General features: G+C 53.1%; 14 protein-coding genes. All 14 read right to left on the bottom strand.

The features are described from left to right. Positions 1-56: 56 nt before the first annotated feature. The 14 genes from WH37_RS24055 to WH37_RS23990 all read right to left on the bottom strand — a co-directional run bounded on the left by WH37_RS24055 (position 57) and on the right by WH37_RS23990 (position 14,541). Positions 57-731 (bottom strand): ThuA domain-containing protein, encoded by a 675-nt coding sequence (locus WH37_RS24055; RefSeq protein ID WP_046233171.1) that lies wholly within the window; start codon positions 729-731, stop codon positions 57-59. Positions 732-770: 39 nt separating this feature from the next. Beyond that, a complete protein-coding gene (gene add, locus WH37_RS24050) occupies positions 771-1,823 on the bottom strand; it encodes an adenosine deaminase (protein WP_046233261.1) in 1,053 nt (350 codons plus the stop codon). A 103-nt stretch (positions 1,824-1,926) separates the two neighbouring features. Further along, complete coding sequence (locus WH37_RS24045; protein WP_046233170.1) at positions 1,927-3,156, bottom strand: pyridoxal-phosphate-dependent aminotransferase family protein; 1,230 nt, start codon at positions 3,154-3,156, stop codon at positions 1,927-1,929. Between the two features lie 2 nt (positions 3,157-3,158). Beyond that, the gene (gene allC / locus WH37_RS24040) at positions 3,159-4,409 is read right to left on the bottom strand and encodes an allantoate deiminase (protein WP_046233169.1); all 1,251 of its coding nucleotides are present in this window, start codon (positions 4,407-4,409) and stop codon (positions 3,159-3,161) included. A gap of 1 nt (position 4,410) precedes the next feature. Further along, a complete protein-coding gene (locus tag WH37_RS24035) occupies positions 4,411-5,826 on the bottom strand; it encodes an allantoinase (RefSeq protein ID WP_046233168.1) in 1,416 nt (471 codons plus the stop codon). A 54-nt stretch (positions 5,827-5,880) separates the two neighbouring features. Continuing rightward, a complete protein-coding gene (gene uraH / locus WH37_RS24030; RefSeq protein ID WP_046233167.1) occupies positions 5,881-6,252 on the bottom strand; it encodes a hydroxyisourate hydrolase in 372 nt (123 codons plus the stop codon). After that, entirely contained in the window at positions 6,249-7,217 is a 969-nt protein-coding gene (pucL, locus tag WH37_RS24025; RefSeq protein WP_046233166.1) for a factor-independent urate hydroxylase, read from the bottom strand. Before pucL ends, uraH begins: the two co-directional genes overlap by 4 nt. 51 nt (positions 7,218-7,268) lie before the next feature. Beyond that, positions 7,269-7,763, bottom strand: coding sequence for a 2-oxo-4-hydroxy-4-carboxy-5-ureidoimidazoline decarboxylase (uraD, locus tag WH37_RS24020; protein WP_046233165.1), 495 nt, complete (start codon positions 7,761-7,763; stop codon positions 7,269-7,271). Continuing rightward, the gene (locus WH37_RS24015; RefSeq protein ID WP_082110979.1) at positions 7,760-8,278 is read right to left on the bottom strand and encodes a (2Fe-2S)-binding protein; all 519 of its coding nucleotides are present in this window, start codon (positions 8,276-8,278) and stop codon (positions 7,760-7,762) included. Before WH37_RS24015 ends, uraD begins: the two co-directional genes overlap by 4 nt. Then, positions 8,275-10,563 carry a xanthine dehydrogenase subunit D gene (gene pucD, locus WH37_RS24010; RefSeq protein WP_046233164.1) on the bottom strand — a complete coding sequence of 763 codons (2,289 nt, stop codon included), beginning with the start codon at positions 10,561-10,563 and terminating at the stop codon, positions 8,275-8,277. Before pucD ends, WH37_RS24015 begins: the two co-directional genes overlap by 4 nt. 39 nt (positions 10,564-10,602) lie before the next feature. Further along, positions 10,603-11,517, bottom strand: a complete 915-nt coding sequence (locus WH37_RS24005) for an FAD binding domain-containing protein (RefSeq protein WP_177217876.1) — start codon at positions 11,515-11,517, stop codon at positions 10,603-10,605. Further along, a complete protein-coding gene (locus tag WH37_RS36670) occupies positions 11,510-12,160 on the bottom strand; it encodes a nucleotidyltransferase family protein (protein WP_231594350.1) in 651 nt (216 codons plus the stop codon). The genes WH37_RS24005 and WH37_RS36670 overlap by 8 nt, the downstream gene beginning before the upstream one ends. Next, positions 12,042-13,151, bottom strand: coding sequence for an XdhC family protein (locus WH37_RS23995; RefSeq protein ID WP_231594349.1), 1,110 nt, complete (start codon positions 13,149-13,151; stop codon positions 12,042-12,044). Before WH37_RS23995 ends, WH37_RS36670 begins: the two co-directional genes overlap by 119 nt. A gap of 64 nt (positions 13,152-13,215) precedes the next feature. Further along, a complete protein-coding gene (locus WH37_RS23990; RefSeq protein ID WP_046233162.1) occupies positions 13,216-14,541 on the bottom strand; it encodes a 5'-deoxyadenosine deaminase in 1,326 nt (441 codons plus the stop codon). Positions 14,542-14,901 lie beyond the last annotated feature (360 nt).

Here is a 14,901-nt window from a genome sequence, read left to right as displayed (position 1 = left end):
CGCTTTACAAGCTTTTATACAGGTCGAAAATGATCGTTTAAAAAGAAAATTTAACGCTATGCCATGCGGGCGCACCACTGTACACATGCATTCACCAGCTCGCCCAGCACCGGATGCAGCAGGCTCTCTCGATTATGCGCTGGCGTCAAACAACATACGCGGCCGCCACCGTATGCATGGGACCACCCGCCAATCGACTGCCCATCCTCGGAATAAGTACGCATAAATACCGTTGTTGACGCTTCATCACAATGTACAAAATAATGCTCATCGACCGTTTCAAACGCCAGGTCTGCCGCTATATTCACATGCTCCTCGCCTGAACGTTCAGCAGGCTGAATCGTTATGGAACGCACAAGCTTCTGCTCGGGATGATGCTGAAAATAACCCCGCGTCATCTGTACATAGCCACCTTCTGCCGGATACGATGCAAGCCCGGAATGCCAGGCGAACCAGCCTCCGCCCGCCCTGACATATCGCAAAATCGCCTGCTCTGTCTCCTCGTCAAGCCATTGCTGAACCTGTTCATCGGCGGGATTGACATTATTATCTTTGTACAAAATGACGGCATCCGGCTTCGCTGCCAGTTCCTCCGCCAAATATTTGACCGTTGTATAGCTGAACTCAATGTCCCCTGACGCCATTAATGGCGCCAAGCTTTGCTGCAAGCCTTCGGCAATTGCCTCCGCAGGATGATAATAATCCCCAATTACGGCTAAAATGGTTCGCATACGTCATTTCCTCCATTGTTTCCGAATCAGGGACTCTCCTTATAGGACAGGCTTCACACCCGCAGCCTCGAGCCCCTGTTCAATGTCGGCAATCAGCTGCCGCTTTTCTTCCTGCTCCAAAAAAGCTGCATGGGCGCTGTTCAAAATCAGCCTGCCGATTTCCTCCAGTGTCACGCCGCATTTTTCCATCAACAGCTCATACTCCAGACCAATCGTTGTACCCGAAACCGTCAGGTTATCCGTGTTAATTGTCGCCTGAATACCCGCTGCTAGGAAGGCTTTAATCGGGTAGGCATCCCAGCCGCTAACGGCCTTCGTCTGTATGTTACTCAGCGGGCATAGTTCCAGCGGTGTGCCTGTACGGCGTACCATTTCCATAATAGCAGGATTTTCCGTAATGCGCACGCCATGCCCGATACGTGTTGCCCCAAGGCTCTCAATTGCTTCCTGTACATTTTGCGCACCGCCTGCTTCTCCAGCGTGAATCGTAATCGGCAGTCCCTTGCTAGCAGCGAGCGCAAATAAGGAACGATGCAGCTCTGGCGGGAAGGATGCTTCATCGCCAGCCAAATCTACCGCTGCAATTCCATCGCCATGCAGCTTGGCAGCAGCCAATATGACCTGCTCATTGCGCTCGTAGGAGTCATGGCGCAGGCAGATGGCGATTCCTCGCGCTTTCACACCGAAATCCCGCTCTCCACGCCGCAAGCCATGAATGGTATGACGCATCGCCTCCTCCAGCGACAAACCTCCTTTAATATGCAGCAGCGGTGCAAAACGCACCTCAATATAACGGCAGCCTTGCGCCGCCGATTGCGCAACTACTTCATAGGCCACGCGCTCCAGCGCCTCTGGCGTTTGCAAAAATGGCTCCACAAACGCAAATTTGCTCAAATATTCCTTTAAGCTTGTGCAGCTTTCATCTGCAAGCATCCACGGAGTCAGGTCGCTCCCTGCCTCTACGGGCAGCTCCTTGCCTTGCTCCTTTGCCAGCTCGCGGAGCGTATTCGGCAAAACGCTGCCATCCAAATGCAAGTGCAAATCGATTTTGGGCAGTTTTTTCAATTGCTCCCGTACCAATATATTTCTCATCGTAAGCACTCCTTTAAATTTAAAATAGTAGCAAAAGCTATAGCAAACCGCCGAACCAGGAAAAACCCGGGCGGCGGTATTAAATAGCATAAGTTCAACGGCCTTAGGCGTCATACACAGCTAGTGCTGCCTGCAAGCCTTCTCCAGCTGGCAAAGCTGCGCCATGCCGAATCAGTACCGCTTCAAGCGCACCGAGCACATGCAGCACATTTTTCTGGCTGCAGCTGTAGCCCATTGTGCCAATACGCCAAATTTTTCCTTTTAGCACTCCGAACGAGCTGGCGATTTCAATGCCAAAGCTGCTTAACAGCATGCTGCGAACAGCTTCTCCATCCACCCCTTCAGGAATCGTCACACAAGTGACAACCGGAAGCTTGCAAGCCGGATTTCCATACAAAGTTAATCCCATTGCTTCCAATCCTGCCATTAGCGCCGCTTCATGTCTGCGATGTCTCGCGAATCGCTCCTCAAGCCCTTCAACGAGCAAAATGCGCAGCCCTTCTCGCAAGCCATACAGCATGGAGGTCATCTCCGTATGATGATTAAGCCTTGCGGGTCCCCAATAATCCTGAAGCTGGCTCAAATCCAAATAGTTGCTCTGGATAGCTGGGCGGCGGTTGCCGCTTACGGCATCTCCCGGAACGAGCAGGCCTCGTTCTACCTTTTTGCGGGCGGCGATTTTCCGCTCTGCCCTGTCATTATACGTTATCGGTGCCATGCCTGATGGAACGGATAAGCATTTTTGCGTGCCGCCAATGACCGCATCGATACACCAGGCGTCCGTCTCGACGGGAACGCCGCCGATGGTCGCAACGGCATCAACGACAAACAGGATGCCCTGCTCCCTGCAGGCTTTACCAATCGCTTCCAAAGGCTGCATTCGGCCTGTGGACGTTTCCCCGTGAACCATTAGCACAAGCGCCGGATGCTCTTGCCCAATAGCGGCGATAACCTCATCCGGCTCAAATACTTCGCCCCATTCCTTGTCCAGCGCCACGACCTCTGCGCCGCACCGCTCGGCAATTTCATAAAGCAGATTGCCGAAACGGCCATAAATCGGAACCAGCACTTTGTCGCCCGGCTCGATCAAGCTATTAAGTACCGCTTCAATGCCTGAACGCGACGTTCCATCTATCGGATAAGCCCAGCGATTGTCTGTTTGAAACAAGCTGCGCAGCATTTCCATCGTATCATTCATAAGCGCCGTAAACTCGGGGTCAAATTGACCCAGTATAGGATAAGATAACGCACGAAGCACTCGCGGGTCAACCTCAACTGGGCCGGGCGTCATAATCGTGCGGGGGGAAGGCGACAGTTCTCGGTAGCTCTTCATCATCATTTCTCCTCGTATGCAAGCTCATACAACAAAGCGGACAGCATCGTCGTCCCTGCTGCCAGTTGGTCCGGCGACGTATATTCTTCTGGCGAATGGCTGATGCCACCATGGCTAGGAACGAACAACATCGCTGTAGGACATACGCCTGACAGCAGTTGGGCGTCATGCCCCGCCCCGCTCGGCATAACCGTATAAGGCAAAGACATTCGCTCAGCAATATGTGACAGCCGGGCACGCAATTGTCCATCCATCGGGGCAGGCGCTGCTTCCATCCATTGCTCAACCGTCACATACAGCCCCCGCTCGCCAGCGATTTCTTGAAACTGCTGAAAAACCGTTTGGCAAAATTCACGAATGGCTGTCTCATCGATATGGCGAACATCGACCGTAAAGCTTACGGAACCGGGAATGACATTCGGCGTATTTGGCGTTGTCGTCAGTTTCCCAACCGTAGCAACGAGCGGGGAGCCGGTTAAAATCGCTTCCGTCTCCAGCTGCACGATCATCGCAGCCGCTCCAGCCAGTGCATCGCGGCGCAGCGGCATCGGCGTCGTCCCGGCATGATTGGCTGTTCCGCCTACCGTTACCGTATAACGATGCTGCCCGACGATCGCTTCGACAATGCCAACGCTGAGCTGCTGCTGTTCCAAAACAGGCCCTTGCTCAATATGCAGCTCCACAAACGCTGCAATATCTGATCTGCGTGGAGCACGCTGCTCTGCTTTGCCAAAGCCGCAGGCGTGCATCGCCGCTTGCAGGCTAATTCCGGCAGCATCATAACACTCCGCGCCCTGCTCTGAATCATACAGACCGGTCATATTGCCCGAACCCCAATAAGTAAGCGGAAAACGGCTGCCTTCCTCTTCGCAGAGCGAGACTACCTCAAGCGTTTTTACAGGCTGCCCGTAAGTCTCCTTCAAATGCGCCAAAGCTGCAACTCCAGCGGCGACACCATAAGCCCCGTCATAGAAGCCGCCTGACTGCACCGTATCGATATGCGAGCCTGTCATGACAACCGGCCCTTCTCCCGAAGTACCTTGCAGCCTGCCAAACAAATTGCCTACCCGGTCAAAATAAACGTCCATGCCCAGCTCTTGCATCTGCTGAGCTAAATATTGCTGCGCCTCCAGCCACTCTGCCGTATAAAGCAGCCTTGTCACTCCACCGCGCGGATCAGCGCCGAACTGGGACAATTCCTCCAGCAGCTTAGGGACGAAGGAGGCGAGCTGCGATTTGCTTGCCATTGTCATTTCAAACGCTCCCCTTCATCATGCCCTTTTCCGAGCCTGCTTCAAGCGGGAGCAGCGACTTTCCCGATGTTGGCTGTGCCAAGCCGCCGTCAGCCGTATATACAACGGTTCCACGAACGAGTGTTGCCACAACTCGGCAGGCCATTTCTTTGCCCACATAAGGGCTGTGCTTGTGCCGATAAAATAATTTTTCCTCCAGCAGCTCATAGGCCGCATTAGGGTCCACAATTGCCAGGTCGGCGTCCGAACCGACTGCGATAGCTCCCTTGCGCGGATACAGCCCGAAGCGCTGCGCTGGTCCTGCTGACAGCAGGGAGGATAATAACGGCAGCGGCAGCCCACGCTTGATCCACCCTTCGCCGAGCACCAGTTCCATGCTGCTCTGTGCGCCGGATATGCCTCCCCATGCTTCGAAAAACGTTTTAGAAGCATCCACCTTCATAGAAGTCGGACAAGGCGAATGATCGGAAGCGATAACATCCAGCTTGCCTTCGCCAATCATTCGCCACAATCCCTCGCGCTGCTCCTCGCTGCGCAGAGGAGGCGCGCATTTCGCAACCGCTCCAAGCGCCGTCATATCCGCCATCGTCAGCAGCAAATAATGCGGGCAGGTTTCCACCGTCACCGGCAAGCCGCGCCGCTTCGCGCGATCAATCAGCTCCACCGCGTCATAGCTGCTTATATGGACAAAATGCACTTGGCAGCCCGTCTGCTCCGCGAACAACAGCGCTTTGTTCACCGCCTCCAGCTCTGCAATAATCGGCCGCGAGGCTGCGAAAGCATCCGCATCATAGCGGCCGGCTGCAAGAGCGGCACCAGCCAGCTGAGACGTAATGGCGTCGCTCTCGGCATGCAGGGCGACAAATCCGCCAAGCGCGGCGATTTTTTTCATCCCCTCATACAGTGTCCAGTCATCGACCTCGCGAAAACGCCCTTCCCCTTCGCCGCCAGGATTGGACATAAACGCTTTAAAGCCGACGATGCCCGCTTCGAACATAGGAGCAAGCTCATCCAGCTTTCCTGGGACGAGTCCGCCCCAGAATGTATAATCAACAGCCGAGTTGCCTTCTGCCTGGTCCGCTTTTAGCGCAAGCGCCTCGGTCGTTACAGTCGGCGGATTGCCATTGAGCGGCATATCCGCGTAGCAGGTCGCGCCTCCGGCAGCTAGTGCGGCCGAGCCGCTGGAAAAGCCTTCCCAATGCCCCAAATTCGGCTCATTGAAATGCACGTGAATATCAACCATGCCGGGCAGCACATACTGCCTCTCCGCATCGATTCGGGAGCCAGCCTCCGCATCAGCGAGAGACTGCTCCAAGGCGACAATGCGGCCATCGCGAATGCCAATATCAAGCTTTTTCACTTCACTAGGCAAAACAACAAAACCATTCATAACGATACAATCATAGTAGGAAGCCATGCGCATCTACCCCTTTTCTTCCATAAGCCAAGCCGACCTGTTCACCTAACTATTCTAAGTACCGCGATAAGTGCTGTAGCCGCCCGGTGCAACAAGCAGCGGAATATGATAATGCGCCTGCGTATCCTTAACGCGAAAACGAATCGGTATTTGCTGAAAAATAAATTCAATAGACGCCGCCTGCACCGCACCACTGTCGCGTGATAAAAAGCGTCCAGCATCAAACACAAGCTCATAGACGCCCAGCTTCATATCCTCGCCAGCAAGCAGCGGAGCATCCAGCCGTCCATCCCCATTGGTCGCAGCCGATTGAAGCAGTCGCCTTTCCCCGCTCTCTTCATTCAGCTGCCACAGCTCCAGTTCCATTCCTGCCGCAGCCTTTCCCGTGGAAATGTCGAGTACATGCGTTGTTATTTTGCCGCTCATGACGAAGCTTCCTCATTTTCCAAATCCTCGCGGGTAAGTGTGAAGCCTTGGAAGCCAAATGGCGGACGCGGCTCGGTGTAGACAGCGGCTGCATCCTCCTCCGTATGATCCACCACCGTTTCCCATGTCCGGTTATTCGATTCAAACCGCACTTCCGCCAATTGGGGGAAACGAGTCAAAATACGCAAGCCGACCTGATAAATTAAAAATTGAATCGATGGCGTTTTATATTCATGAAACACATTATGGGTAATATCCCGGATATGCTCGGCTGCTACGTATTGTCCGGAGCCTGCATCTACTGCATGCTCAATATCTGCATAGGTCCAATAAATATTTAGAAAAATAAAGAGCGGCCGATCATAGCTTTCCGGAAGTGTCGTATATTCATCACGGACAAATCCAAAAAACGAGCTGCCACTTACTTTAATAAGCTGCAAATCAGTAATGGCGCACTCATGCTCGACTATAACAGCCGCTCCCTCTTCGCCGTCACGGACGAGCTTCATCGAAGCGCTAGCATGATCATTATGGGAACGACGGTACACAAGCGAGCTATCGACCAGTCCATCGCTGCCATCTGCCACTTCAAGCGTATGGAACGGAATGCGGTCTGCACTCAGCTCAATGGCGTCAATATGCGGATAGCGGCTAAGAAATTGCTTGCTGATGAACGCAAGCAGCCCTTCTGTCGTGCTTCCCTCAAAGTCGGCCGTTTGCCGCAAAATAAAATTTTTCATTGAATCCGTCGCCACGACCTGTGTATTGTCGCCTTTGGAGAAAGAGGTCAGCAGAGTCTCGCCACTTACTGCAAATGTAAGATTATGTGCAAAAATAACGTTCGTATCGCCGGTAAAAGCCGATTCAGGAATAGGCTTCACCGAAAGTGGCGCTGCATAGGTTCGGTAAGTCAATACATCCCCTTTGCCATAATAAAGTGTGCGTCCGCTGCGAAGTTTCAACATATTTACCCTCTCCCTTTGCTCTATATCAAATTTGGTATAATTTTCTAAGTCTTACTGCTTTATTAAATCGTTGAGGCGTAAGAAAGTGATGCGGGCGATTTGCCATTTTGCCTCCTCCAGCTCCTCCTGGGGACTGTTGCCGATGCGCGCTGCCATCGCTTCCTTGATGTCTGCTTTGCTTTTGCCACGAACCGCCAAAATAAATGGAAAGCCAAACTTCTCCGTATACTGGCGGTTCATCGCTGCAAACTGCTCATATTCCTCAGGCGTCAATTGGCTAAGTCCCGCCCCTTGCTGCTCTTTTGTGGAATATTCGCCAATGCTGATTCGAGTTGCCAGATCGGGATGCTCGCGAATAAGCACTAGCACCCGCTCCTCTCCTGCCGTATAAGCCGCGTTTACCATACTCTCATGCAACTGTTCAATCGAGCTGAAGGGCTTATTTTCCCATGCCAGTTCCGCCACCCAAGGGGAATGTTCAAAAATAGCGCCAAGCGCTTCCGTAAATGCCTCGCGGCTCATTGTATTTAATACGTCCAGTTTCATGGCGCTTTCCTCCTCCACTCTATAGCCCGCTCGACAGCCCGTTTAATGCCTCCGTAGCCGGTGCAGCGGCAAATATTGCCGGATAGTGCTTCTTCCATTTCATCTTCACTAGGGTCAGGACTTCGCTCCAGCAGCGCCTTAACCGAAATAATCATGCCAGGCGTGCAGTAACCGCATTGAAAGCCGCCCTCTTCGAGAAAAGCGCGCTGTACAGGGTCCATGCCTCCATCATCCGCACCTATGCCTTCAATTGTCGTAATCTGCTTGCCCGCGCATTGGTAGGCCATCGTCAAGCAAGCGTTGATTGGCTTGCCGTCCACCAGTACCATGCAGGCGCCGCAGCGTCCAATTTCACAAGACCGCTTCGTCCCCGTAAGCGCCAAGTCGTCGCGAAGCACAGACAGCAGCCGTTTGGAGCCTGCCACTTCCAGCTTCATTTCCTCGCCATTGATGGTGCAGGCCAGCTCCGACTGCTCCGCGCCTCGCGGCGCTCCCAGCATTTCATGCTTGCTCATCGTTCGCTCACCGCCTCTTCGGCAAAAGCAAAAGCACAATCATTTTGCAGCAGCTCTGGCTCAATCGGCAGCTTCGTCACGCGAATGCCCACCGCCTTATAAATAGCCGCCGCGATGGCCGGAGCTAGCGTAACCGAGCCTACTTCGCCAATGCCGCGCGGACCGTAGCTATCTCCTTGCGGCAAATGCTCAATCGGCTCAACGGTGACCGTACCCCGATGCTCCGCAATCGTTGGAACTAGATACGTATCCAAATTTTTTGTCATATATTGTCCCTGCTGCATGACCGCATCTTCCGTTACCGTAAAACCAAGCGCCATGCTGCTGCCGCCTTCAATCTGCCCAAGAAAGCCCTGCGGATTCATGACAGGCCCTGCCGCTACCGCATGGTATTGGTCAAGCACCTTCACCCGTCCCGTCAGCTGATTGATCTCGACCTTCACAACAACGGCCGCATACGTATATAAAAAATGGGCCCCTGTTCGGGCGGTATCTGATGTCGGGAACTGAAAGGCGGTCGAACAGCTGATCGGCTCACCTTCCACCTCAGCCAGCTCCTTATACGTCAGCAGCAAGGAACGGCCTGCCGTCTCATAAATGCCTCCCGCTCCCATTACGAGCATGTCGGCCGCTTTCCCCAGCAGCACCGCCGCCCGCTCCAGCAATTGCGAAGTAAACGGCGCTTTCAGATTTTGCAGCGTCTTCCACATCATGCTGGTCGCTCTTGAAGCTGTCGTGGAGCCGCTGTCGGGCACAAGATCGGTATCCCCGATAATCATCCGTATATCGGATTCAGCCAAACCGAATTGCTCGATCAGCATCAGCTCCAGCGTAGCAAGCAAGCCCTGCCCAAACTCCTCGTAGCCGAATATCGCTTCAATACAGCCATCAGCTGCCAGCGAGAGCCTGCCGCCCGCCGGGTCGGGAATGCCTACGCCCAGTCCGCCGCCGTGCATCGTGAACGCTGAACCAATGCCCACCTTTATCCATGGCTCGCGTTCCTGGTCTCCATCCGGCATACTCCTCTCCCGCCATAAGCCGCTTGCTTCAGCTGCATTCCACACCTGCATGGCGCCTTCGGTTACGACGACCGGCTGTCCAAACGGGCCTGAATCATCGGGCATACGCATATTCAGCCGCCGCAGCTCCCAAGGGTCCATGCCGAGCTTCTCTGCCAGCCGATCAAGCTGCCCTTCCAGTGCAAAAATCGCCTGATTTCCGCCAAAGCCGCGGAATTCACCGGACATTCCGTTGTTCGTATAGACGGAATAACCGTCTACTTCCACATGCTCGTAGCGGTAAGGTCCAAGAACATGCTCGACAGTAAAGTTAAGCACCTCTGCCCCCAGCGTGGCGTACGCGCCAGTGTCGGCGATGATCCGCACTTGATGCGCAAGCAGGCGGCCACTGGCATCTGTACCGGTTTTCATCGCAATTTTCATCGGATGACGTTTGAGCCCGGCGCGAACCGATTCCCATCTGGAATGATGAAGCTTGACGGGGCAGTTTGTTTTTAACGCCAGCAGCGCTCCATAAGGCTGCACGTTCAATTCATCCTTGCCGCCGAAGGAGCCCCCAATTGGGCTTGAGACGATGCGGATTCGCTCCTGCTTCATCGCGGCAATCCGCGATAATTGCAGCCGATCCATAAAACCATGCTGCGTAGGCGAATATACCGTCAACCGCCCATCCTCCTCCGGCACAAACAAGCCGCCTTCCGTTTCCATATAGGTGTGCATCTGTCTCGGCGTAAAATAAGTGTCCTCTACAATATGCGAGCAGGCGGCAAACCCGCTGTCTAGCTGCCCTCTGCTAAACTGGCTGCGGTGAAGCACATTGCCCTGCGGATGAAGCAGCGGCGCATCCTGCGAAAGCGCCAGTTCGGCATCGTCAACAATCGGCAGCAGCTCATAATCGACCTCAATGAGAGAAAGAGCATATTCAGCTAGCTCAGCCGTCTCTGCAGCAACAGCTGCTACCGCATCGCCGACATAACGAACTTTATTTTCACAAAAAACAGGCTGATCCTGATGGGCAATTCCATAGCGGTTCAAACCAGGCACATCGAGATGGGTCAGCACGGCATGGACACCTTCCAGCTGCTTTGCCTTCTCGGTACAAATACTGAGGATAAGGGCATGAGGATGGGGGCTGCGCAGAACCCGGCCATAAAGCATGCCCGATGCTGACATATCCGTTAAATAAGCAAGGCTGCCTGTTACCTTCCCCAGCCCATCCGGCCTGATTCGCCACCGTTTACCACTTGTCTCACGGTTCAACAGCATCGCTATCACCTCTCCCCTTTGAACGCTAGGCTTGCTTATTTATGATTTGGGCTGCATCGCTTTCCACAGTTCTGACACAATCAGATTGGCAGCTGTCTTCTGGCGATAGCTTGCCGAAGCGAACACATCTCCTACCGGACGAAAATGCTCCAAGACCGAGGAATAACAGGACTGGAGCAGCGAACGGTCAAGCTTGCCGCCCTCCAGCAATAGCTCTGTATGCCCAAGCCGCTTAGGCGCCGTCTGTCCGCCTCCAACTGCAATGCGTACTTCGACTATATGCCGATCGGCACCTACAGCGGCACTCATCGCAACGGTCGTTATCGATGGCGTGAAAACTTCGCGGCGGCCAACCTTGTGGTAGACGTCCAGCCTGCCGTGCCCCTCCTGTTCCGGTTGATCAACTGGCGGCAATATAATAGCGAGCAGCAGACGGTTTTTCCACGCATGGCTTACTTGGGCTTCCAACAGCCATTCGGCAAGGGACTGCTCAAACTCTCCTTGCCCATCATGCCAGAGGAGCATGGCCTCATATACGAGCAGCGCTGGAAGAGCATCGCCTACACGGGAGAGAACATTGCCGCCAAGAGTAGCCAGGTTCCGAATCGAGGGGGCAGCAATATTTTTCATCGCAGTTGTCAGCAGCGAATAATGAGTCCTTATATGAGAGTCATTTCTGACCTCTGACAGCAGCGCCGCCGCTCTGATCTGACAAATCTGCCGATCTTGACTGCTTGAAACAAGCGTAATCGGCTTCTGCATGTTGGCAATTCCGCTAATATCGATTAAATGGCTAGGCATATGGGCAATCCCCGCTTCCCACCACGTACGAAGCAGCGTCCCGCCGGCAACAAAAACACCATCCTCGCCAAGCTGCTGCTTGAGCGTGCAAGCTTCGGCGACATCACTTGGCTGCCATACGATGGGAGACTCCGGCTTCGTTTGTTTATTCATGGCCATTGCACTCCCTTCTGTTCCAACAATCAATAGCAGCCTGCAAGCTGTCCTCATCGTCAATATCATGAAGCGCAAAGTCATGTTCACCGTTTAAATCTAGTATTTTTCCGTTATACTTGCCTGTGGCAAACAGCTGTCTTGCTCCTTGATCACCCTCCAGCTCCTCCAAAGCGGAAAACATCGTTGTTCGCAGCAGCGCCGGAGGCATCGTTGCCGCTCCGTCGCTGAATGCCGCGTAATCAAGCGTGGAATCCCGCTCCAGCGCCTCAACCAAGCGCTCTGCCATCCTCGCCGTCACAAAAGGCTGGTCAGCTAATGCAATAAGGACAGCATCCGTATCTGGATATAGAGCGAGCAGCGCTTCAAGACCACTGCGCAGCGAACAGGACATTCCCTGCGCCGAAAGCGGGCTTTCTTGCTTGTGCAGCTGTGCTGCCCAGCAAGCCCGTTCCAGTTCTGGAATGGCTAGCCACTCCAGTTCATCGTTGGTGCGGTGAACGACGATCCAGCTTTTAATGACACTATTTAATAGAGCATGAAGCGCCTGACTGCCAAGCATCGCTCCCGGCGATAAAGGAAGCCGCAGCTTCGGCTGCTTCATCCGGCTGCTCAAGCCAGCTGCCAAATAAATGCCTGACACCTTCATCGCCAGCCGCCTCCTTTTCTTTCGCTCGATGCGCAGCCCGTACTTGTACAAGCTCGGAAGCGATGCTTAAAGCAATTTCGTACGGTCCCTCTGCACCTATCGAAAACCCAACTGGGGCATAAACATTTTCAGGAAGCATCCCTTCACCAAATAACTGCTTGATTCGCTTACGCGAGCCCATGACGCCGATATAAATCGGCTGTGCTTCCAGTGCCAGCTGAATCAGTTGATAATCGTAGTGGAGCTGATGGCTGCAAACGATGAAAAAGTCATTTCTATTAAATTGCAGCTTGGAGGCAAGCTCATCAGGCTTTCCATTTACTCTCGTCACGCTAACCCTGCTATTAACCTGAATCTCCGGGCTTATCTGTGTACGCCAATCCGCCACAACAACATCAAACCCGCAGCCTGGAAGCATCGTGCAAAGCGCCTCTGCATCCGGTCCGGCGCCAAATACAATCGCTCGCGGGCGCGGCTCCAGCTTAGTCGAAAATGTCCCCGCCTCTCCGTCCTGAGCAGCACCAGCTTTCCATCTATTGCGAGTCAGGCTGGCCGCTGCTGCAGGCTCCAATTCATAACAGATGCTATCGCCTCCCTTCGACCAGCTTCGATTCAAAAAAACCGTCTCTCCTGTCCGAAGCCTCATTCTTGCCTGAAGCAGATGCTCTCTAAGTGTTGTCGTTACAGGCTCCAGCAGCACATGAATAATGCCGCCACAGCCGATCGTATCGCCCCACATGATGTCCTCTTCCGGCTGCATATTATAAATGATGATTTCAAAAGCTTCGGCAGAGCACACGCGGCTAACCCGCTCCTGCAAATCGGCTTCCAGACAGCCGGGACTGACACTGCCCGTCTTCGTTCCATCCAGCCTCAGCAGCATCGCTGCCCCTTCCTTGCGGTAAGCATGGCCCTCTACCCGTATAATCGTAGCAAGCGCGGCCGGCTGCTCAAGCGTCGCAATTGAATCCAGCACTTCGTGCATATCCACAAGCAGCCACCGCCTCTTATATATAACGTTATAATGAAATGAAGTTATGACCTACAGCCTACAGCCTTGCCAGCAGTCCGCGAAGCGAACGATCGGCTTCCCGCAGCACAAGCGGCTTGTCAATCGTCTTCATGATGCGCTTCTCCATTACGATTTGTCCGTCAATGATTACAGTATCCACATCGCCACGGGTTGCCGCATAAACTACACGCGAGAACCAATCTGCATCATAGGACGGATACACATGAAAATCTTCCAAATCAAGCATTTGCAAATCAGCAAGCTTGCCTTCCTCTAAGCTGCCAATATCATTTTCCATGCCAAGCACCTTCGCGCCGCCCATTGTGGCCATCCGCAGCACGGTGCGCGCATCCATGACCGTCGGGCCGTGCTTCACCTTCTGAATAAAGGCGGTCAGCCGCATTTCCTGATACATATCCAAATTGTTGTTGCATGCCGCACCATCCGCTCCAATGCCAATATCAATGCCTTCGCGCAGCAGCTCTGGAATTTCCGCAATGCCAGATGCCAGCTTCATGTTTGAGCCTGGGCAATGGGTGACCTTAACGCCTCTCTCCTTAATAATCCGCTTCTCTTCCTCATCGAGCCAAATGCTGTGGGCCAAAATCAAATTCGGCCTTGCCAGCCCGATATGATCCAAATAAACGACGTTGCGCTTTCCACGTTCCGCTTCCACAATCGCGATTTCCCCGGTATTTTCCGAAGCATGGGTATGCACCTTGACCTTATATTGCTCGGATAAATCGCGTACCCCAATGAGCAGCTCTTCTGTGCAAGACACAACGAACCTTGGGCAAAAAGCATATTGGATGCGGCCGTCACCAGCGCCATTCCATTTTTCGAGCAAATCGACGCTTTGCTGCAGCGATTGCTGTGTATTTTCCTGAAGCGCCAGCGGCACTTCCGTGCCATGGTCCATCATCACCTTGCCGGAAATGGCGCGAATGCCGCTCTCCAATATTGCCTGGAAAGCCGAATCTGTATGATGCACCGTCTCCATATCCAGAATCGTCGTTGTCCCGCTGCGGATCAGCTCGCCAATGCCAAGCATAGCGGAATAATAAACCGAATCTGCGCTGTGGGCCGCCTCTAGCGGCCAAATCCGCTCGCGCAGCCATTCAATTAAGGCCAGATCATCTGCCCGCCCGCGAAATAGCGTCTGGCATAGATGTATATGTGTCTGTACGAAGCCGGGCAGCACAACTTTACCATCAGCCTCAATGATTCGATCCACTCCACCCTCCGCGATCTCCCCGCCAATTTGAGCTATACGCTTGCCGCGAATGAGCAAATCCCCCGTTAAAATATCGCCACGTTCATTCATCGTCATTATCGTTGCGTTGCGAATAAGTATAGTTTTCATAGGATTGCCCTCTTTCAAGTTTGCGTAATGTTTTATAACATAATAAAGCACTAAACCTGATTTATCAATAGTATATGTAATTAAACTTAACATGTTGTCCTGGGTGAATGCCTAAAATACGCTAAATATACCGCTTTCACCGAAAAATATGACATGAGTATGCTTCTCTCGTTCAATCTTTCCCTTACAATCAATTGAAAAATGCTCTTTATCGTTCGCCTTTTCAATTGTAATCAGCAATCGCCGCCCTAGCACCTTCCATGACAGCCTATTGCAATGCATGGATTGTATCCCTTTTACTTTAAACAGTCTTTGTTCAGAACTTGCTTAATGTTCGGAAATTCCTATTAGCAAGAAAAA

Source organism: Paenibacillus algorifonticola, from assembly GCF_000971975.1.
In the GTDB taxonomy this organism is placed as follows: Bacteria; Bacillota; Bacilli; order Paenibacillales; family Paenibacillaceae; genus Pristimantibacillus; species Pristimantibacillus algorifonticola.
The sequence above is the reverse complement of the archived record's forward strand: the minus strand, read 5'-3'. Positions and strand labels throughout refer to the sequence as shown.